The organism is Acinetobacter sp. PC34, assembly GCF_051789135.1.
Classification (GTDB): domain Bacteria; phylum Pseudomonadota; class Gammaproteobacteria; order Pseudomonadales; family Moraxellaceae; genus Acinetobacter; species Acinetobacter johnsonii.
Genome location: NZ_CP196664.1, coordinates 545,866 through 566,191, shown reverse-complemented (window position 1 = coordinate 566,191; position 20,326 = coordinate 545,866). Strand labels below are relative to the sequence as shown.

Genomic DNA, 20,326 nt, shown 5'->3' with positions numbered 1-20,326 from the left:
AACCAACATTGGGTTTTTAATGCCAAGCCTCTTTAATCCAATCTGATGGCAACACATAGCGATACCATTTACCACCACCACCATTTACTGCATCAGGTGGATTAATTTCCCCATGGAAAACAATAATTTTTGCACCTTCGGGTTTTACTGGTGCTTTAAAGTACGCCAAAGGTATTTTTTGCAAGCAATGATACTTATAACTTTTACACCAACTGTCAGGCCAGTAAGAGAGCTTTTTCTCTTGATCGACATACCAAGACAAATAGGCTTGCTCATTACGGAATTTTTTACGGATTTCATCAAAGTTTTCACGGAAATAAGGCAAAAGCCCCGGGAAAGCACCCAGCTTAAAACGGTAAACCGAACTGTTACCGGTAATACGCCACGGCCGTTTCCAGTCATGAATAATCAGAAAGTCGCCCGGATAGGTAAAGAACTCATCGATATTATCGACAATCACCACGTCAAGATCGAGGAAGAGTGCATTGCCTTCCAAACCATACAGATCAGGCTCAAAAGTGGACAATTTATTCCAGCCACGTTCAGGGCTTCCCTCTGGAAGTGCTAATGGAGGAATAGGAAAACACTGTACCGCAGGATCAATGCCATCGGTACGGTCCGTTAAACACACCATTTTAAAGTCAATAGTAGTGTGGCGTTTTACCATGTTATACAAACGATTAACGTAGTCCGAACCATATTTGGTTCCCCACTTCATACACAGCACAATATTCTGATTTTGTTGCTCTGTCGTATTTAAAACGTCATCATTTTCATGTACAGACATCTTTGAAACTACCGATCTACATAGTATTTTGCATCATAACATAGTCTAGGTTTGATTGAAGATTAGAGCCATAAAATCCCAAGTAATTACACGGTAATTAAACTGAAATGTATTGTTCATTTACATGACATCTTGTTCCTGCACCGTAATAAAAAATAATTCAGAATCAACAGAATGAAAATTACAGTGGTCGGTTTAGGCTATGTTGGACTCTCTAATGCTTTGATTTTAGCGCAGCAGCACTGTGTCACTGCATTTGATATCGATGAAAATCGTATTCACCAGTTAAATCAAAAAATCTCCCCAATTCAAGATAAAGACATCTCATTATTCCTAGAAAATGACAAGCTTCATTTTAAAGCAACGTCAAATAAAATAGACAGTTACATCAATGCTGAGGTTATTCTGATTGCAACGTCCACCAATTACGACCCCATCACCAATCAATTTGATACTTCAAGTGTGGAGCAAGTCATTCACGACATCCAACTCACTAACCCGATTGCGACCATAATAATTAAATCGACTGTACCTGTCGGCTTTACACAAAGAATGCGACAGCGATTTAACACAAACAATATTATTTTTTCACCTGAATTCTTACGTGAAGGCAAAGCACTTCAGGATAATCTTTACCCTTCTCGAATTATTATAGGTGAGCAATCGGAACGTGCTGAAACATTGGCACAACTCTTTCTTAATAGTGCCATTAAAAAAGACTGCCCTGTACTATTTACTGACTCCACTGAAGCAGAGGCTATCAAATTATTTGCCAATACTTATCTTGCCATGCGTGTCGCTTATTTCAATGAACTTGACACCTATGCTCAAGTTTTTGATTTAAATACTCGTCAAATTATTGATGGCGTGTGTCTTGATCCGCGTATTGGAAAGTTTTACAACAACCCTTCTTTTGGCTATGGAGGATATTGTCTCCCTAAAGACACTAAACAACTTTTAGCAAATTATGAGCAAGTCCCAAGTAACTTAATTCAAGCAGTTGTAGATGCAAATAGAACCCGCAAGGATTTCATTGCTGAAACAATTATTCATAAAAATCCCAAAGTGGTTGGCATCTACCGTTTAGTCATGAAATCAGGATCTGATAATTTCCGCTCATCCGCAATTTTAGGGATTATGCGCCGAATTAAGGCGCAAGGCATTAAGGTGATTATTTATGAGCCAAATATTTCAGAAAAAAAATTTGCCAATAGTAAAGTTATTCGCGATCTAAAAAAATTTAAGCAACTAGCTGACTTAATTATTAGCAATCGTCAAACATCAGAACTAAATGACGTCCAAAATAAACTCTACACTCGAGATATTTTCGGTATCGATGACTAAACTACAGAGCAACAAAAAAGAGCTCCGAAGAGCCCTTTTCCACCTAATTACTTATTTTACATAAGTTAACCAGTGTGCGTATTTCGGGTCTTTCCCCTTAACCGCATTAAAGAATGTGGTTTGAATTTGTTCAGTGATTGGACCACGCGTACCTGAACCGATTTCACGGTCATCATATTCACGAATAGGCGTAACTTCAGCAGCAGTACCCGTAAAGAATGCTTCATCTGCAATGTAGAATTCATCACGTGTAATACGACGCTCAACCACGTCATATCCCAAGTCTTTTGCGATGGTAATAATAGTTTGACGCGTAATACCATCAAGTGCACCACCTGCGATATCTGGCGTATGTAAAACACCATCTTTCACCAAGAATACGTTTTCGCCAGAACCTTGGCATACATAACCTTGAGGGTCGAGCAACATTGCTTCGTCATAACCTGAGTGCGCTACTTCTTGGTGAGCCAAAATCGACAAGGTATAGTTACCTGACGCTTTCGCTTTACACATCGTCACGTTTGGATGGTGATGGGTAAACGATGAGGTTTTCACACGAATACCTTTCGCCATTGCTTCATCACCGAGGTACGCACCCCAGCTCCATGCCGCTACTACTGCATGAATCGTATTGTCTGTTGCAGCAATACCTAATTTTTCCGATCCAATAAAAATAATTGGACGCAAGTAGCAAGACGCTAATTTATTTTCACGAACCACATCAATTTGAGCTTGCTCTAGTGTTGCTTGATCAAATGGGACTTTCATTTGATAAATTTTTGCAGAGTTCAATAAACGCTTAGTGTGTTCTTTTAGACGGAAAATAGCCGTGCCATTCGGTGTTTCATAGGCACGGACACCTTCAAACACACCCATGCTGTAGTGCAAGGTATGTGTTAATACGTGAGTTTTTGCCTCACGCCAGTCAACCAATTGTCCATCTTGCCAAATAAAACCATCACGATCAGCCAAATTCATGACACACACTCCAAATTTATATACACAGTCATGTTACCCAATGCTCACGATTGAGCTTGGATCAATTAATCTTTGCCATAATTTGCAAACGATCACTCGGGTATCGCGCCAGTCCGCAGCATTTACTTGCATGGATTGATTCGCAAGGGCTAAACGGTGGCTCTCGGCTCGTTCACTGAGATAAGCTTGAATCAATGCAGTCGCATCGTCACTGGATAAGCAACTGGCTTTTGCGGCGTCTTCAAGGATTCGTACATTGTCGGAATAATGGGCAAGATCTGGATGAGATCCGCTCCATGCCAACACAGCATACTGTGCCATAAATTCGATATCGACGATACCACCTGCGTCTTGTTTTAAATGAAAAATTCCATCTTTTTGTTGTTCTTTAGAAGAACCCAAATGGTCTTTCATTTTTTGACGCATCTTCAGCACTTCTGCGCGTACATTTTCTTCCTCTCGCGGCTGCATCAAAATCCGACAACGTAATGCTTCAAATTTATCACGCAAACTTGGCTCACCCGCAATCGAGCGAGCACGCACCAATGCTTGATGCTCCCAGACCCATGCATTTTTCAGTTGATATTGCTCAAAAGCTTTTAAACTGGTGACCAAGACCCCAGCTTCACCCGATGGGCGTAAGCGCGTATCGATTTCATAAACCCGACCATCGAGGGTCTGCGTGGTCATCAACGACATAAATTTCTGCGCAACACGCATTGCAAACTCAAATCCACTGATCGACTTCAGCCCATCGGTATCGGCTTGCTCATCCATATAATGAATAAAGACCAGATCTAAGTCCGAGCCATAACCCAACTCAATCCCACCAACTTTTCCATAGCCCACCACAGCAAATGCCAAATGATCAATCGAACAACGCTGCCCTTCTACATCGAGCGGATAACCATGTTTCTTTGCCGTCATTTGATAGGCTAAATTTAAAGTCGTACTGACCGAAACTTCTGCAATATCGGTCAAGGCATCGGATACTTTCATCAACGGACTTTCAGCCAAGACATCACTAGCCGCAACTGCCAAAACATTGGATTTTTTAAATAGGCGCAGCACACGCATCAAATCCTCAACGTCATCAAGCTCAATGCGAAGCAACTGTTGACGCAGTGAATCTTCCAAATCTTGACGGCGCGGCAGCTCAAAGTCCATGGACAAAAATTCATCCAAGAGCACTGGATAATGGGTCAATTCTTCACAAATCCATGGACTTACGGTTGCCATTTTCACTAAGCGCTGTAAAGCCCCTTTACTCTCAATCAACATAACCAAATATACGGTGCGTCGCATCACCGACTCAACCAAAGGCATGAGGCGAAGCAGCGCGGCTTGCGGCTTATCTGACTGTAAAATCGCTTCAATCAAATGCGGCCAAAACATTTTTAAACGCTGCACCGCTTTTGCAGGCAGTTTTTTCAGCGCATGACCATTCCAAAATTCATGAATGAGGTTTTTTGCATTCGCATCCAACACCTCATTTAAACGCGCTTCTAACTGACTAAAGCTTTCTACGAAAGGGTCATGTTCTTTTTCTTTAATTAAATGCTCAAACTGGTAAATGACTTTGGCGCGCTTTTGATTTAAATGTTCAATAAATGCATCCCAGCTTACAAAACCCAAGGTGTCAATCATCCTTTGTCTAAGTTCTGGTTCCGTTGGCAAAGACTGGGTTTGTTGATCATTCAGAGCTTGAATGGCATGCTCTACACGGCGCAGAAATAAGTAGGCATCTTCCAGCTCACTGACCGCTTGCCCATCCAGCAAACCCACTTCGCCCAAATGATGTAAGCTCACTAAACATTGACGGTCTTGTAATTCTAATTTTGCCCCACCATAAATTAGCTGAAAAACCTGCACAATAAATTCGACTTCACGAATACCGCCCGCACCCAGCTTAATATCATCTTCGATATTGCGGCGTAATACTTCACGCTCAATCATGGCTTTCATTTCGCGCATGGCTTCAAAAGCGGTGTAATCGACATACTTACGGAACACGAAAGGACGAGTCATGTCCAACAACTCATACCCCTCTTTGCCCCCTGTTACAATCCGCGCCTTGATCCACGCATAGCGCTCCCACTCGCGACCATGCTGGCTTAAATACTTCTCCAGCGCCGCATGACTAATCGCCAGTGCAGAACCATCACCCCAAGGGCGTAAGCGCATATCCACACGGAAGACAAAACCATCAGCCGTGATATGGTCCAACAAGTAAATGAGCTTCTGCCCCCACAAAATACAGAACTGTTGTACATCGATGCATTTACGACCATCGGTTTCACCTTGCTCATCAAAAGCAAAAATCAAGTCGATATCACTGGACAGGTTCAGCTCTTGCGCACCGAGCTTCCCCATTGCGACCACAATTAAATCTTGAATTTTATGGTTATAACCCACAGGCTGACCATGTTTAGCCACCAATGGCGCCAAGGCAAATGCTTTTGCCACACAAATGGCCGCATCGGCAAAATCAGATAACTCCCGCGTTAGCGTCATCACATCGATCAATTGATTGGCATCCTGCCAAATCCAGCGAAACATTAAACGCGCACGTAAAATTCGGATGGTGCGCATCCACGTGATTTCATCACTGATGTCTTTTAAGGTGTTTTGAACGACATCGAAAATTTGTTCGGTGGTCAATGGCTGAGAAAATTGATCAATTGCATAATCTTGTTCAAGATAAACCTGATGTATAGATAGGACTTGTTCCGCATATTGACTTGCGCGCAATGTCTTTTGCAATTGCTCAGCATTCATGATCGACTCTTTCGCATTGTTTTGGTTATTTATAACAGCAGATCATGAGATTAGGTGAATTATTTTATAAGAAAAGTATGATTATTCACTAAATTCTTGCTGGGATGTCTCGAGTGACAATGCTTAATGTGCGCTGTTCGAACGGGGCAGGCTGACGATAAAAGTTGAACCTACACCTTCTTTCGATGTGACTGAAATTTCACCTTTATTCAAATCAACAAAACGCTTACACAACACCAGACCTAGCCCCGTACCTTTCTCCCCAGCTGTCCCCTTAAAACTAACGGTTAGTTTCGGTTCAAACAAAGATTCAATTTGCCCTAAGGTCATACCTAAACCTGTATCTTGAATGTAGATATCGATAAAATCATCACGCTGTTTGGCATCAATCGTCACAACACCTTCGCCATGCATATGGGTAAATTTCAGTGCATTTGAGACCAAGTTTTGGATCACTGAGGTCACCATATTGATATCTGCAAAAATTTTTAAATCATCGGGGACACGGTCAATCAGTTGAATATTTTTATTGATAGCCAACGCATGCAACACATCAAAAACAATTTGAGAGGAGTGCTTAAGTTTGTAATGGATGGGGTGATAAACAAAACGTCCGCCCTCTGCCATCGCCCAATTCAGTAGGCTCTCTAACAAGCTATAAGTCGATTGCGCGGTATCATGCAAATAATCTGCAATGCTTTGCACACCAGACTCATCCAAACTTTCGCGCTCTTCAGCCAACACTTCTGAGAAACCAATTAAGCCATGAAAAGGCGCCCTTAAGTCATGTGCAATAATTTGGAAAAATTTGGTTTTACTGACATTCATAGCCACCTGTTGTTCATATAACTCTTTGAGCTCCGCATTTTCCATGCGTAAATGCAGCAGATTAAGAAACCCAGAGGCCAGTTCATAGACATTTTCTATAGCATCTTGCGTAAAAGCGTCCAACTGTTCATCAAAGAAAATCACTTGCCCTACAGATTTATCCGATACCTTTAAATCCAATGCGATGATCCGCTGATGTTTAAACCCTAAAGCACTCACCTGCTGAGAAAGATGATGATAATGGGAATGCAGGCTATCAATCGCAATCTCCCCTTCAAAATGAGTAGCAAAATTGGCTGCAGCGGGTAACTGAAAAGCATTGAATGCGTGTTTGCCCGCATACCAACTATAAGGTTCATTGCTAAACGTTAAAATTGCGGCATCTGCACCTAAAATTTTTCGCGCAAATTTGAGAAAGCTCTTAATTTTATTGTCATTACTGTTCACGCCCAACAATAAAGATAAGTGACAAGCACTTAACTGTTCTGTATCAGACCCGATATCTAGCAATTGAATACCCATTTCTGCCTCATCTTTTGTGATTTTCGGCACAAACCTATTATTTACTTGTATTTATTAGCAAATTTTCAACATTAAAACAATATAAAAATACAACAATACAAGCGTGGCATTTAAAAAAAAAATTAATTATTTCAGAATTTTATATTGTGACTACTTTCTCTTTTTAGAAAACTCGTTATTTATCAGAAGGATTAAAACAAAATTGTGAGTCCATCATATGAGGACATAATTAAGCAAACCCGCAACAAACATTCAATTGCTTTAAGTCATCTGTAATGTTTTATGGCGATTTGATTCAAATCTTAAATTTCAGGCAATAAAAAACCCAAGACTGAATATGCTTGGGTTTTTTAATATCTTGGTCCCGAGGGTCGGACTCGAACCGACACGTCATCTCTGACAGCGGATTTTGAGTCCGCCGCGTCTACCAATTTCACCACCTCGGGAAGGTGTTGATGCGTATATTAAACTTTTTGAAAAACTTGTCAACGCAAGTTGATAGTGATTGGCTATTTTTAAGTCATATTTGATTTTTTAGCTTTATATTTGTGCAATTTCAGCGTTTTTCTGCAAAAACGCATATACTAAGCGCAATTTTGACCTCCCTTATTTTGACGCTGCTTTCCGATCATGCAACTTTCTGATTTTAATTTCGACCTCCCTGATGAACTCATTGCCCGTTACCCTTTAGACACGCGTAGTGCTTCTCGACTGTTACACCTCGATGCTCAAGGTCAGCATCATGACTTTCAATTCACCGACATTTTAGATTTGCTCAATGCAGGTGATTTACTGGTCTTAAATGACACCAAAGTGATGAAAGCACGCCTCAAAGGCAAACGTGCCAGCGGTGGAGCTGTCGAGGTTCTGGTAGAACGCATGCAAGATGCATTTATTGCACACTGCCACATCAAAGCTAGTAACACACCCAAAGCAGGCGCTGAGCTCTTTATTGGCCCAGATGCCGTTAAAATCACTATACTAGGTCGTCATGAAAATTTATTTATTGTGGAGTTTTCCCAGCCAATTTTAACGGTGCTGGAATTATACGGACAACTTCCGATCCCTCCCTACTTCAACCGTGAAGCTGAAGCCATTGATACCGAGCGTTATCAAACAGTATTTAATGATCCAACCAAGTTAGCCAGTGTCGCTGCACCTACCGCAAGCTTACACTTCGACCAAAAGCTGTTGGATCAACTTGAAGCCAAAGGTATTCAGAAAACCTTTGTCACTTTACACGTGGGTGCTGGTACCTTTCTGCCTGTACGTACCGATGACATTGCCAATCACATTATGCACAGTGAATGGTGTGATGTTCCTGAGCATTCAGTTGAGCTTATTCGTCAAACCAAAGCGCGTGGTAATAAAGTCATTTCTGTCGGAACGACAGCGACACGTGCGGTTGAAAGTGCAGCGCAGGCACATGATGGTGAACTAAAAGCTTGGACTGGAGATACCCAAATTTTTATCTACCCAGGTTATGAGTTCAAAGTGGTGGATCGTCTTATCACCAACTTCCATCTGCCTGAATCGACTCTCTTGATGTTGGTTTCAGCGCTATCAAATCGTGATAATATTTTGATGGCTTATCAACATGCAGTTGCAAACCAGTACCGCTTCTTTAGTTATGGCGATGCCATGTTAGTTGACCAACTTCAACCCAAATAAGAACCTCACATGCCTCTCGATACGATCAAACATTCTATTCATATTCGACGTAAAAAGAATCAGGTCGTGTTTGATAATATCGACAAGCTTTGGGGCATTGCTCGGAGTGCGGACACTGCCCAAGAAATCTTGGATCGGTTGCATCCATGGAAAGCACCGATTACCCTTAAATTTGAACAAGTTTAGTGGCGCATTCTCGCTTCTTTAGGGGCGAGTCAAGCCACTTTTAGCACTCAGGTTTTTTGAGCGTTTAACTGCTATTTCAGATGGTGGTTGTCTTTGGTTTTCAATGTACTGTTTAACCGTTTCAAGGCTTGCACCACCACACGAAACTACACAGTAACTAGGCGACCAAAAATGATTACCCCATAGCTTTGTTTTAATTGAGTCCCAAAAGCTTTTTCGTAGCAAATAAGAACTTTTCCCTTTTAGTTTTCCAGCTAGATTAGAGATAGCAATTTTAGGGTGAACATTAACCATCATGTGAACATGGTCATCCTCGCCATTAAACTCCATCAACTCACAATCCATTTGTTCGCAGGTTTCCTTCATTATTTCTTTTAATGAATCTAACATTTCTTGGGTTAGCACATCTCTACGGTATTTAGTTACAAATACTAGATGAACATAATTCTTAAAAATACAGCTTCTACCTGTTCTCCACTCATACATTTTTATCACATACTAGATTTACTTAAGATAAAAGATAGTATAAAATTCCAGCATATAAATAGCAAGAACACTTCACTTAGTAATGATTTCAGGCATTAAATTTCGAGCATACCCAACGGAGGAACAGAAGTTAATTCTGAGCCAATGGATGGGCTGTGCGAGATTTGCTTGGAATGCTAAATGTGATGAGGATAAGTATTTCCGAGGTTTTGCTCGTAAGTTCACACCGTTTAAGCAGTATTTTGATACTCAAGATCAGAAATACGCTCAGTTTAAGTCAGAAGAACTGACCCCATGGCTTGATAAATGTCCAAGTACCATTCTCAAGAACTCGACTGTGAATTGGTACAACACCCTCAAAAAATCAACCAAGGGGATTTGTGGCCGACCAAAGCGCAAAGCCAAAACCGATAAAGGTAGCATCTACCTGACTCGTGACCTGTTCTCTTTCGAGAAAGATCAATTTGGTAAAACACGACTTCAAATTGGTGGTCGTAAATACAATATTGGCTATCTGAGCTTCAATAAACATGCCGATTTTAATGAGCCAAAATCTCTTTATATCCGTAAAGAGCGTGGTCAATACTTTGTTTCATTCTGCTATGAAGATGGAATTGAGATGGAGGATTTTGATGGCAAAAAATTCAATGAAGATAAGTACCTGGAAAAGCAATTAGCATTATTAAGTGATACTGATGCCAATGAACTAAATAAGCACGTTGTTGGTATTGATCGTGGCGTGGCAATCCCTGTTTGTACACCAGCGCAAGAATTTGATTTTACCAGGGAACAAAAGAACCATCTAACCAAAGCTGAGCGCTACATTAAACGATTACAGCGCAAGTTAGCCAAACAGCAAAAAGGGTCAAACCGTAGAGCTAAAACCAAGCACCGTATTGCGATCCATCACGCTAAGAAAGCCAATATCCGAAAGGATTTCAATCACAAGACTAGCCATAGCCTAGTAAGCAATGAGCGAAATAAAGTATTCATTTTTGAGAAGTTAAATACTCAAAAAATGACGAAAAAGCCAAACCCTAAAAAGGATGAATTAGGTCGATTTATCCCCAACAAGGCAAAGGCAAAAGCAGGTTTAAATAAAGCAATTCTAAATGTTGGTTGGTATATGCTTGAGGCATATGTTAAATACAAAGCCATTCGTTTAGGAAAAGCTGTATTTAAGGTTCAGGCAGCTTACACAAGTCAGGAGTGTGCTTCATGCGGTCACACTCATCCCGACAATCGCAAAACTCAAGAAAAGTTTAAATGCGTGAGTTGTGGTCACACTGATAATGCGGATAAAAACGCATCCAAAGTGATAAAAAGCCGAGCAATAAAATTAATTTTAGACACTGGAACGGTGTTGGAGAAAGGCTTAATGTCTTCCTCTAGTGGGCGTGGAGGTAGTCGTAAGACGAAAAAGAGTGTTAAAACTCTTTCTCGCATTGCCGATGAAACGTCAAAAGAGATGATTGCAGCTTAAGTTGCTTTCAGAAACTCGTTGCTTTAGCTGCGAGTAGTTCATGAGCAAAACGAAAATGTCGGTGCTGCGATCAGCATCTTTAACCGCAATGTCGAACTGTTTAACAACCACATTCAAATCTTTCCCAACAACATTGTAAACACCATGACTGTCGGTAAAAAAGCTGTGCGTCCATTCCGTGACGCTGCTGCGCTGCAAAATTTTGATTACCGTCCCAATTTCAACTAAAAAGATCGCGCTAACACAAAGAACACATCCAAGGCACTCATTTTGATTGCCTTTTTTAATATCTACATTTACTTCACTTCTGGCAGCTATCGCTTGCTATGCCACGGCAATTCATCTCCCACTCTCCCCAACATACTCAAATCAAAACCGTTGTCACCGCACACAATTTCGTACAGAAAAGCTTTGCGTTAAAAGTGTTACAACACTGGTGTTTATTTGCATAATCAAGGAAAATAGCCTCCTTTTAGCGGCGAACTGTTTTTTCGCTCTTGCACTGCAAGCAGAGCAGTGCTTTGCTCTTGTTCAGGATATTTTATGAAGTTTGAAAAATTAGGTCAGTCGGGTCGCGCCCGTCGTGGTCGTTTAACTTTAGAGCATGGTGTGGTTGAAACCCCTGTGTTCATGCCTGTCGGTACTTATGGTACGGTGAAAGGCATGCTCCCGCGTGATATTGAAGACATCAAAGCGCAAATTATTTTAGGCAACACCTTCCATCTATACCTACGCCCTGGCCTTGAAGTGATTAAAGAGCACGGCGGTCTGCATAAATTCATGAAGTGGGATAAACCCATTCTAACCGATTCAGGCGGCTTCCAAGTCTTCAGTTTGGGCGCGATGCGTAAAATTAAAGAAGATGGCGTAACGTTCCGCTCTCCAATTGACGGTTCTAAAGTATTTTTGTCTCCTGAAATCTCAATGGACATCCAACATACATTGAACTCTGACATCGTGATGATTTTTGACGAATGTACGCCTTATCCTGCAACGCATGAAGAAGCGCAAAAGTCTCTACAATTGTCATTGCGTTGGGCAAAGCGTTGTAAGACTCAGCATCATGATGTGCTTGAAAATAAAAATGCGCTATTCGGCATTATTCAAGGTGGTATGTATGAAGACTTACGTGATGAGTCTTTAAAAGGCTTGCTTGAAGTTGGTTTTGACGGTTATGCCATTGGTGGTCTGTCCGTCGGCGAACCGAAAGAAGAAATGATTAAAGTGCTGGATTATCTTCCAGAAAAAATGCCAGCAGACAAACCGCGCTACCTGATGGGCGTGGGTAAACCTGAGGACATCGTAGAAGGCATCCGCCGTGGCGTCGATATGTTTGACTGTGTCATGCCTACACGTAATGCCCGAAATGGACATTATTTTGTGACCGACGGTTTAGTACGTATCCGTAACAGTAAATACCGTCATGATCAAAGTCCGCTGGATCCACACTGTGACTGTTATACCTGTACCAACTTTACTCGCGCGTACTTATTCCATTTGGAAAAATGTGGCGAGATGCTGGGTTCAATGCTCGGTACTATTCACAACTTACGTTACTACCAACGCTTCACTCAAGACATTCGTGATGCATTGGATAATGATCGCTTTGATGCCTTTGTTGAAGATTTTTATGCACGTCGTGGTTTAGAAGTTCCACCTTGCCCCCAAGATTAATTGTTGTGAGCATTTGCGCTTGGTAAAAAGACAAGGTAAATTGCAGAACAAGTCTATTTATGATCAATTCGTTGGTCACCGTTTTTTTAGTTTAGGAATTTGAAATGAGCCTTTTTATTTCTACAGCTCACGCAGCGGGTGAAGCTGCACAACAACCAAGTATGGTCGCAAACTTATTGATGATTGCTGTTTTTATTGCAATCTTCTATTTCTTAATTTGGCGCCCTCAAGCAAAACGTGCCAAAGAGCACCGCTCTTTGGTTGAAAGTCTTGGCGTAGGCAGCGAAGTGGTATTTGCTGGTGGCTTAATGGGTAAAATCACTAAACTCGAAGGTGACTTTGCAGTGGTTGAACTGAGCCGCGGTGTAGACGTAAAAATTCAACGCGCAAGTGTGATTTCAGTTCTTCCTGAAGGCACATTAAATAACCTTTAATCAAAAAAATTAGTCGTGCATCCGCACGACTTTTTTCATTTTAAGAAGAAAACAAATGCGTTACCCAGCATGGAAATATCTACTGATTCTCGTGGTTTTGACGATCAGTACATTATATGCCCTGCCTAGTTTGTATCCGGATGAGCCTGCGGTTCAAATTTCTGGTGCCAAAGCTGGTACCCAAATTGACCAAAGCATCGTACAAAAAGCAGAGCAGATTTTAAAATCTGAAAGTATTTCAAGCCATGACAACAGTTTTAGCAATAATGCTGCACTGTTGCGTCTTGACTCTAGCGAAGCACAATTAAAAGCTAAAGAAGCGTTACGTCGTGGCCTTGGTGATGACTATGTTGTCGCGTTGAACTTGGCACCAACCACGCCAGAGTGGCTACAAAAAATTGGTGCAAAACCAATGAAGCTCGGTCTGGACTTACGTGGTGGTGTTCACTTCTTATTAGAAGTGGATATGGATAAAGCGATTGCTCAGCGCATGGAAACCTCTGCGACAGATTTACGTCGTCAGTTCCGTGACAACAAAATTAAATTTAACAGCCTTGCATTAAACAACAACACCATTACCGTTCAGTTCGCCAACAATGATGATCGTACTGCGGCTCAAGACTACTTACGTAGTAATGGTAATGAGTTTAATCAGCAAGCAGTCGCAACTGCGACAGGTTCAACCTTACGCTTAACCTATACCGATGTTCGCCGCCAAGAAATTCAATCTTATGCCGTGAACCAAAACTTAACCACTTTACGTAACCGTATTAACGAGTTAGGTGTGGCAGAAGCCTTGGTACAAACACAAGGTAGTAACCGCATCGTGGTTGAGCTTCCAGGTGTTCAAGACACTGCTGAGGCAAAACGTGTCTTGGGTCGTACAGCAAACCTAGAGTTTCGTTTGGTCTCTGACCAAAATGACCAAGTGATTGACCCTTATACGGGCAAGAGCAATGGTCAACCGCTTCCACCAGGAACCGAACTTTTTGCATATCAGTCTTTAGACAGCGGACGTGAATTACTTTTAAACCGTAACCGTATTTTAACGGGTGAACGTGTTCAAAACGCATCAAGTGGCTTTAGCCAAGACACTGGCGGTGCTGAGGTAAACATTACCTTAGACACAGCAGGTGGCAAACTGATGGCCGATGCAACCCGTAATGCTGTGGGCAAGCGTATGGCTGTGTTGTTTATTGAAAATAAACAACGTATTAGCTATATCACCGATCCTGCAACTGGTGCGCAAACTGAAGTCCGTACCCCCTATGCAGAGTCTGTCGTGATTAACGCTGCAACCATTCAAGCAGTACTCGGCTCTCAATTCCGTATTACGGGTCTAGACTCACCTCAAGAAGCGTCTGAACTCGCACTAATGCTACGTGCCGGTGCACTTGCTGCGCCAATGTACTTTGTTGAAGAACGTGTTGTTGGTCCAAGCCTCGGTCAAGAAAACATTGATAAAGGTGTGCTATCGACTCAAATCGGTTTCTTACTGGTAGCAATCTGGATGGTCGTCTTCTTCCGTCTCTTTGGTTTAATTGCTAACTTTGCCTTGGTCTTCAACTTAGCCATGATTCTAACGGTCATGTCTTGGATTGGTGCTTCCCTTACCCTGCCGGGTATTGCGGGTATCGTGATTACCATTGGTATGGCGGTCGATGCCAACGTCTTGATCTGTGAGCGAATACGTGAAGAAATAAAGTGGGGAGCATCGCCCAAACAAGCCATTGTGGCGGGTTATGACCGTGCTTATAACACCATTTTCGACTCAAACTTAACCACGTTCTTGGTTGCGTTTATCCTATTTGCTATCGGTACAGGCCCAATTAAAGGCTTCGCTGTGACCTTAATGATCGGTATTATCTGCTCTATGTTTACTGCTATTACAGTAACACGTGCGATTGTACAGCTCATTTATGGAAAAAAACGTAACTTGAAAAAGTTGAGCATATAAGGAGATCGATGATGACTGATGTGACTCAACAAGATTCAAAAAAATACGGCCGTCCAGATGATGAACGTGTGATTGATTTTATGAAGATTGCGCTGCCTGCAGCCATTCTTTCTATTGTCTTAACCATCGGCAGCCTATTCTTTATTTTCACCAAGGGTCTCAACTTAGGTTTGGACTTTACTGGTGGTATTTCTGCCGAACTAAACTATAGCAAACCAGTGAAATCGGCCGATGTCTCTGCCGCACTGACCAAAGCAGGTTTTCATGACCCTGTGGTACAAACCATTGGTTCAGATCGTGATTTGATTGTACGTATGCCTGTACAAGAAGACACAGCGGCAGAAGACTTAACCAAAACCATTACCCAAGCTGTACAGCTACCGGGTAACTCAGCCTCAGTTAACAAAGTTGATGTGGTGGGTGGACAAGTCGGCAATGAACTCTACATTCGCTCAGCGGGTGCTGTGGCTTTAGCATTACTGCTGATGTTGGTCTACGTAACGATTCGCTTTGAATTCAAACTGGCGATGGGTGCGGTACTGTCTTTGTTCCATGACGTGGTGGTCACCATTGGTATTTTTGCCATGATGCAGTGGCCATTTGACTTAACTGTATTGGCTGCAATTCTGGCTCTGATTGGTTTCTCACTGAATGACAACATTGTCGTTTCGGATCGTATTCGTGAAAACTTCCGTAAGATTCGTGGCGCTTCGCCTTTAGAGATCGTTAACATCGCTTTAACTGAGACCCTACGTCGTACCATTCACACCTCAATGACTTTATTGTTGGTGGTGATCTCAATGATGATCCTCGGTGGTGATGGCCTTAAATGGTTCTCTGTTGCAATGTTTGTGGGCGTCTTTGTGGGTACCTACTCTTCAATCTACATCGGTACAGCTTTTGCTTTATGGCGTGGCTTAAACCGTCAAGACTTCATTGTTCAAGTGAAGCCTGAGTTTGAAGAAGAAAATGAAATTCCATAAATACTTACCATAGTATGAAAAAAGAAAGCCTCTCAATCGAGAGGCTTTTTTATGTCGGTGAGAAGGTGTTGTACCAGCTCAATCTGAGGCAACGCATAGCCACGGCAGGACTGTTCTGCCCGCCAAGCCACGGTCAACATCACATCTCCCAACTCAAAATTTTGATAGGCAAAACTCCCAATCAGCGGATGACTACACATGCCGCCATTATGCGTTGGATGTGCTTGAGTGTTCAGTTCATTTAAGTTTAAACGAATGCCTAAACCCGAGGCTTTAAGCACCGCTTCTTTGGTGGTCCAGACCTTAAACCAGTATGCTTTGTCCTGATCAAACTCGTGCCACACGCGAAGTTCCTCTACGTGAAAAGCATGTTTAGCCAAAGCCTCAAAGCGTACTTTTCGGCTTAATTCTTCCACGTCCACGCCTAAATCTTGCATCCACTCACTGGTAGCTAAAGCATAGTAATCTTGGCTGTGACTATGATTAAAATGAAAGGAGGGCTGATCAAGCAAATAAGGTTTACCTGTCTCACTCAACGCAATGGAGTGATCATCCACAATCATCTGCCGTTGTTCGGATAAGCATTGATTGCGATATTGATAAATGGCTTGTTTTCGCTGTGCAATTTGCTCAACACGTGACAGGTTGTGATCCACCAGCACAATGTCCTCAATCTTTTTCAGCTCAACACGTATTGTCCTTGCCACTTTGCCTTCCTATCATAGTTTCATGCATCATAAAATAAAAAAGCCCAAAGATCACTTTGGGCTTTTCAGCATCAAAACCTTAATGCCTGATTAGCGTTTGAATTTCTTCTCAGCTTTCTTAAATTTCTGAACATAACGACGCTTACGCGCTGCTGTACGTTCATCCACCTGTGATTTACGTCCTTCAAATGGGTTTTCAGAGGTTTTAAACTCAATACGTACTGGCGTACCTTCAAGTTTGTACACTTTACGGAATACGTTTTCTAAATAACGACGATAATCCGCAGGCGTTTTATCAACTTTGTTACCATGCACCACAATCGTAGGTGGATTTTGTCCACCCATATGGGCATAACGCATTTTAATACGGCGACCACCGACCATTGGCGGTTGGTGCGCATCCGTAGCATCACTTAAAATTTGTGTGATTTTTGCAGGTGAAACTTTCAAATGTGACGAATCATAAGCACGGTGAATCGATGGATATAGATCCCCCACACCCGTACCATGCAATGCAGAAATCAAATGCACTTTCGCCCAAGGAATAAAGTCAAAGCGACGATCAACATCCAACTTACATTGTTTGCGATCATACTCAGACATATTGTCCCATTTGTTAATCGCGATCACCATCGCACGGCCCGCTTCAAGCGCGTAACCAATCAAATGTAGATCTTGCTCAACCACACCTTCACGTGCATCAAGAACAACCACAATGACATGGGCATCTTTAATGGCCTGTAGCGTTTTCACAATTGAGAACTTCTCAATCATTTCATCGACTTTACCTTTACGACGCACACCTGCAGTATCGATTAAGGTGTAATGACGGCCATCACGTTCATACGGGATATAGATCGAGTCGCGGGTTGTCCCCGGTTGGTCAAATGCAACTACACGCTCTTCACCCAACAAACGGTTCACTAGCGTCGATTTACCGACGTTTGGACGACCAATAATCGCTAAACGTAAGCCTGTGTTCTTGTCGTGCTCATCTGCATCTTCATCTTCAGGCACACTTGAAAGCACATCTTCAAGCATTTGCTGTACACCACGACCATGGCTCGCAGCCACTTGCATAGGTTCGCCCATACCCAACTTGTAAAATTCAACAAGTGCAGCTTCGGCATGTACACCATCAACTTTATTCGCCACAAGGTAAACTTTCTTACCGAGTGTACGTAGCTCACGCGCAATTTGCTCATCCGATGCGAGCAGGCCTGCGCGTGCATCAACTACGAATACAATAATATCGGCTTCATTGATGGCAGTTTTAGACTGTTCTGCCATGTAAGAGTCGATACCGCCTTCATTTTCGCCAATACCACCAGTATCAACCACAATGAAAGACTTATTTTGAAATACAGCATCACCATATTTACGGTCACGAGTCAGACCGGCAAAGTCAGCAACAAGCGCGTCTCGGCTTTTGGTGATCTGGTTAAATAGCGTTGATTTTCCGACGTTCGGACGACCAATGAGCGCAATTACGGGTTTCATAGATTAACCTTTATTCAAGATCAGCCAGTGAGACTGGTCTGAACATCAGAAACTGGAAGAAAATTAGGTGAAAAACCTGAATAAAAACTCGGGGTTTTGACTAAGCAAACACCCCGAGGAATTTAAAAAATACGAATTTCGACTAGTTTAACATAAGTCGAACAGAATTAACGATTCTGCCAAATGCTTAATGCACCCTTTCGTGTCGCAACATAGAGCTGATCATCAATCACACGTAACGTACGCACTTCGCCAGACGTCTTCGCACGACCGATCAGTTCACCTGTCGCAGGGTTCAACATGTGCAATACGCCATCTAGATCACCGACAATCAGGTCTTGACCTAACATCACAGGATTACTCAATTGACGGTTCAGCAGGCTGTCATTTTCCCAAAGCTTTTGACCCGTGCTAATTTCATAAGCCACTAATTTGCCGTCAGTTTGCGCCACAAATACACCATTACCCACCACTTCAGGGCGCTGCGTACTGCTTGAGTCTTCACTCCACACCACTTGCTGTGAAGCCAAATCTGTCATGGTCACTTGACCTTGATAGCTGGTCGTAATCAAGTACTGACCTGCTACTACAGGATCACCATCGACATCATTCAAACGTTGAATATCCGAACGACCATCCGACACAGCTACACGACGCTGCATACGTGGCACACCTGTGAGCACATCTAAAGCATAAACATAGGCATTAGCTGAAGAAATCAGCACTGTACGCGCATCGACAGGAACAGGCGCAGCATTGCCGCGCAAACTAAGTTGTACATTCGGTAAGTTATAGGTCCACACTTGCTGACCTGTTGCCAAATCATGCGCAAAAACAGTGCCATCATTACTTACAGAAATTACACGACCAGCTTGAATCAACGATGGCGCAAGAAGTGCACCCGTTAATTGTGCGGTCCATTTTTGCTCGCCAGTTGCCTGATCTAAAGCAAACAATTGACCTTTGGCGTTGCCTACAATGACATGACCATCAGCAGCTTCAACACCTGAACTCAAACCGGCTTTAGATACTTCTTTCTGCCATAGTTTTTGTTTGCCTTGATATGCCGTCACGACACCTTTAGGGTCAAGCGCAAAAACTACACCGTTGTCTGCATCTAAGCGTAAACGTAAAGGATCAGCTGTCGAAGTTGAAGACACACTTTGAGAAAATACAGGAGTCAGAGTTTTCGCCTGAGTCAGTTTTGGAAGTGGATTCGGCTTAACTTCTTCTACTTTTCCGCTACTTGCACAACCTGCAAGCGCTAAAGTCAATACAGTTAATGCGCACGAAATTTTGTATTTTCTATTCATTCAGTTTCTTCCGCTGCTGTTTCTATAAGTGGACGTTCGATTTCAGGATCATCAACTAAAATACCAACACTTTCGAGTTTAATTTGTAAAATTTGGCGTTCTTGTTTACGTTCAACCAACTGATCCCATGCACTTTGGTAGGCTTTTTTCGCATTTTCGATGTCATTTTTAGCCACATAGACATCGCCCAAAGCTTCATCGGCTGTCGCTTTAAAAGCAGGATCTTTTACCAATGCGAGGTTTTTAATCGCATCATCAAACTTCTTTTGCGCCAATTGCGAATACGCTAAACGCAATTTCACAATTTGCACTAAGCCGTCGTCATCCACTTTAGAGTTTTCAACTTTCTTCAATGCTTTTTCAGCACTTGCATAATCCGCTTTATCATAGGCCAATTTTGCCATCAACAATTGCGTTTGAATGGCCTGCGCCGAATCTGGTGCTTCTTTCACAATTTTGTCCGCAGTTGCAGACAAGGCTGTAAATGCATCACCTTGCGTTGCACGCGCTTCATCCATCAATTGCTGAACTTTAGCCGTGTTCATTTGGTTCTCGGCTAAAGTCTTCTTCTGCCAGTATTGCCATCCAAAAAAGGCAATCAGCGCAATTAAAATCCCACTAATAATGGCTGAACCATATTTCTTAGTGAAAGACTTTAAACTATCAAGTTGTTCTTCATCACTTAATGCGCTCAT

17 protein-coding genes, 1 tRNA gene and 1 pseudogene are annotated in these 20,326 nt (G+C 42.3%); 9 read left to right on the top strand and 10 right to left on the bottom strand.

Annotated elements, in window-relative coordinates; genetic code table 11:
* Positions 1–16: 16 nt before the first annotated feature.
* Positions 17–787, bottom strand: coding sequence for a glycosyltransferase (locus ACSC9N_RS02795; protein ID WP_130234998.1), 771 nt, complete (start codon positions 785–787; stop codon positions 17–19).
* Positions 788–961: 174 nt separating this feature from the next.
* Here ACSC9N_RS02795 and ACSC9N_RS02790 point away from each other — a divergent pair, with 174 nt between their 5' ends.
* The gene (locus tag ACSC9N_RS02790) at positions 962–2,131 is read left to right on the top strand and encodes a nucleotide sugar dehydrogenase (RefSeq protein ID WP_130234999.1); all 1,170 of its coding nucleotides are present in this window, start codon (positions 962–964) and stop codon (positions 2,129–2,131) included.
* A gap of 51 nt (positions 2,132–2,182) precedes the next feature.
* On the opposite strand, the gene ACSC9N_RS02785 is transcribed toward ACSC9N_RS02790, so the two are convergent.
* The 4 genes from ACSC9N_RS02785 to ACSC9N_RS02770 all read right to left on the bottom strand — a co-directional run bounded on the left by ACSC9N_RS02785 (position 2,183) and on the right by ACSC9N_RS02770 (position 7,683).
* Positions 2,183–3,109: a branched-chain amino acid transaminase gene (locus ACSC9N_RS02785; RefSeq protein ID WP_004983545.1), complete on the bottom strand. Its 927-nt coding sequence runs from the start codon at positions 3,107–3,109 to the stop codon at positions 2,183–2,185.
* A 33-nt stretch (positions 3,110–3,142) separates the two neighbouring features.
* Entirely contained in the window at positions 3,143–5,887 is a 2,745-nt protein-coding gene (gene glnE, locus ACSC9N_RS02780) for a bifunctional [glutamate--ammonia ligase]-adenylyl-L-tyrosine phosphorylase/[glutamate--ammonia-ligase] adenylyltransferase (protein ID WP_348958147.1), read from the bottom strand.
* Positions 5,888–6,010: 123 nt separating this feature from the next.
* A complete protein-coding gene (locus ACSC9N_RS02775; RefSeq protein ID WP_439036110.1) occupies positions 6,011–7,237 on the bottom strand; it encodes a sensor histidine kinase in 1,227 nt (408 codons plus the stop codon).
* Positions 7,238–7,596: 359 nt separating this feature from the next.
* Positions 7,597–7,683: transfer RNA gene (locus tag ACSC9N_RS02770), tRNA-Leu, on the bottom strand.
* A gap of 184 nt (positions 7,684–7,867) precedes the next feature.
* On the opposite strand from ACSC9N_RS02770, the gene queA reads away from it, so the two are divergent.
* Complete coding sequence (gene queA / locus ACSC9N_RS02765; RefSeq protein ID WP_010327520.1) at positions 7,868–8,908, top strand: tRNA preQ1(34) S-adenosylmethionine ribosyltransferase-isomerase QueA; 1,041 nt, start codon at positions 7,868–7,870, stop codon at positions 8,906–8,908.
* 9 nt (positions 8,909–8,917) lie between these two features.
* The gene (locus ACSC9N_RS02760; protein WP_010327521.1) at positions 8,918–9,094 is read left to right on the top strand and encodes a hypothetical protein; all 177 of its coding nucleotides are present in this window, start codon (positions 8,918–8,920) and stop codon (positions 9,092–9,094) included.
* Between the two features lie 18 nt (positions 9,095–9,112).
* Here ACSC9N_RS02760 and tnpA read toward each other — a convergent pair whose 3' ends face one another.
* Positions 9,113–9,580 carry an IS200/IS605 family transposase gene (tnpA, locus tag ACSC9N_RS02755; RefSeq protein ID WP_010327522.1) on the bottom strand — a complete coding sequence of 156 codons (468 nt, stop codon included), beginning with the start codon at positions 9,578–9,580 and terminating at the stop codon, positions 9,113–9,115.
* A gap of 82 nt (positions 9,581–9,662) precedes the next feature.
* Here tnpA and ACSC9N_RS02750 point away from each other — a divergent pair, with 82 nt between their 5' ends.
* From ACSC9N_RS02750 to secF, 6 genes and pseudogenes are all read left to right on the top strand, one after another.
* Positions 9,663–11,063, top strand: coding sequence for an RNA-guided endonuclease InsQ/TnpB family protein (locus ACSC9N_RS02750; RefSeq protein WP_058951639.1), 1,401 nt, complete (start codon positions 9,663–9,665; stop codon positions 11,061–11,063).
* Between the two features lie 36 nt (positions 11,064–11,099).
* Positions 11,100–11,291: pseudogene (locus tag ACSC9N_RS02745) on the top strand (LemA family protein); the annotation flags it as partial.
* Positions 11,292–11,606: 315 nt separating this feature from the next.
* Positions 11,607–12,737, top strand: a complete 1,131-nt coding sequence (tgt, locus tag ACSC9N_RS02740) for a tRNA guanosine(34) transglycosylase Tgt (RefSeq protein ID WP_004697695.1) — start codon at positions 11,607–11,609, stop codon at positions 12,735–12,737.
* A 104-nt stretch (positions 12,738–12,841) separates the two neighbouring features.
* A complete protein-coding gene (gene yajC, locus ACSC9N_RS02735) occupies positions 12,842–13,171 on the top strand; it encodes a preprotein translocase subunit YajC (protein WP_004697692.1) in 330 nt (109 codons plus the stop codon).
* Between the two features lie 55 nt (positions 13,172–13,226).
* Positions 13,227–15,128, top strand: coding sequence for a protein translocase subunit SecD (gene secD, locus ACSC9N_RS02730; RefSeq protein WP_004983529.1), 1,902 nt, complete (start codon positions 13,227–13,229; stop codon positions 15,126–15,128).
* Positions 15,129–15,136: 8 nt separating this feature from the next.
* Positions 15,137–16,111, top strand: a complete 975-nt coding sequence (gene secF / locus ACSC9N_RS02725; RefSeq protein ID WP_005401700.1) for a protein translocase subunit SecF — start codon at positions 15,137–15,139, stop codon at positions 16,109–16,111.
* A gap of 32 nt (positions 16,112–16,143) precedes the next feature.
* On the opposite strand, the gene ACSC9N_RS02720 is transcribed toward secF, so the two are convergent.
* The 4 genes from ACSC9N_RS02720 to ACSC9N_RS02705 all read right to left on the bottom strand — a co-directional run bounded on the left by ACSC9N_RS02720 (position 16,144) and on the right by ACSC9N_RS02705 (position 20,326).
* A complete protein-coding gene (locus ACSC9N_RS02720; protein ID WP_171519361.1) occupies positions 16,144–16,818 on the bottom strand; it encodes a 4'-phosphopantetheinyl transferase family protein in 675 nt (224 codons plus the stop codon).
* A 90-nt stretch (positions 16,819–16,908) separates the two neighbouring features.
* Entirely contained in the window at positions 16,909–18,318 is a 1,410-nt protein-coding gene (der, locus tag ACSC9N_RS02715; RefSeq protein WP_010327527.1) for a ribosome biogenesis GTPase Der, read from the bottom strand.
* 167 nt (positions 18,319–18,485) lie between these two features.
* Positions 18,486–19,631, bottom strand: a complete 1,146-nt coding sequence (gene bamB, locus ACSC9N_RS02710; RefSeq protein WP_058870298.1) for an outer membrane protein assembly factor BamB — start codon at positions 19,629–19,631, stop codon at positions 18,486–18,488.
* The gene (locus ACSC9N_RS02705; protein WP_279745513.1) at positions 19,628–20,326 is read right to left on the bottom strand and encodes a YfgM family protein; all 699 of its coding nucleotides are present in this window, start codon (positions 20,324–20,326) and stop codon (positions 19,628–19,630) included. The genes bamB and ACSC9N_RS02705 overlap by 4 nt, the downstream gene beginning before the upstream one ends.

Excerpts from the sequence above, each read along its gene's own strand:
- ACSC9N_RS02795 (WP_130234998.1), bottom strand. The coding sequence starts at position 787 with ATGTCTGTACATGAAAATGATGACGTTTTAAATACGACAGAGCAACAA.
- ACSC9N_RS02790 (WP_130234999.1), top strand. The coding sequence starts at position 962 with ATGAAAATTACAGTGGTCGGTTTAGGCTATGTTGGACTCTCTAATGCT.
- ACSC9N_RS02785 (WP_004983545.1), bottom strand. The coding sequence starts at position 3,109 with ATGAATTTGGCTGATCGTGATGGTTTTATTTGGCAAGATGGACAATTG.
- glnE (WP_348958147.1), bottom strand. The coding sequence starts at position 5,887 with ATGAATGCTGAGCAATTGCAAAAGACATTGCGCGCAAGTCAATATGCG.
- ACSC9N_RS02775 (WP_439036110.1), bottom strand. The coding sequence starts at position 7,237 with ATGGGTATTCAATTGCTAGATATCGGGTCTGATACAGAACAGTTAAGT.
- queA (WP_010327520.1), top strand. The coding sequence starts at position 7,868 with ATGCAACTTTCTGATTTTAATTTCGACCTCCCTGATGAACTCATTGCC.
- ACSC9N_RS02760 (WP_010327521.1), top strand. The coding sequence starts at position 8,918 with ATGCCTCTCGATACGATCAAACATTCTATTCATATTCGACGTAAAAAG.
- tnpA (WP_010327522.1), bottom strand. The coding sequence starts at position 9,580 with ATGTATGAGTGGAGAACAGGTAGAAGCTGTATTTTTAAGAATTATGTT.
- ACSC9N_RS02750 (WP_058951639.1), top strand. The coding sequence starts at position 9,663 with ATGATTTCAGGCATTAAATTTCGAGCATACCCAACGGAGGAACAGAAG.
- tgt (WP_004697695.1), top strand. The coding sequence starts at position 11,607 with ATGAAGTTTGAAAAATTAGGTCAGTCGGGTCGCGCCCGTCGTGGTCGT.
- yajC (WP_004697692.1), top strand. The coding sequence starts at position 12,842 with ATGAGCCTTTTTATTTCTACAGCTCACGCAGCGGGTGAAGCTGCACAA.
- secD (WP_004983529.1), top strand. The coding sequence starts at position 13,227 with ATGCGTTACCCAGCATGGAAATATCTACTGATTCTCGTGGTTTTGACG.
- secF (WP_005401700.1), top strand. The coding sequence starts at position 15,137 with ATGATGACTGATGTGACTCAACAAGATTCAAAAAAATACGGCCGTCCA.
- der (WP_010327527.1), bottom strand. The coding sequence starts at position 18,318 with ATGAAACCCGTAATTGCGCTCATTGGTCGTCCGAACGTCGGAAAATCA.
- bamB (WP_058870298.1), bottom strand. The coding sequence starts at position 19,631 with ATGAATAGAAAATACAAAATTTCGTGCGCATTAACTGTATTGACTTTA.
- ACSC9N_RS02705 (WP_279745513.1), bottom strand. The coding sequence starts at position 20,326 with ATGAGCGCATTAAGTGATGAAGAACAACTTGATAGTTTAAAGTCTTTC.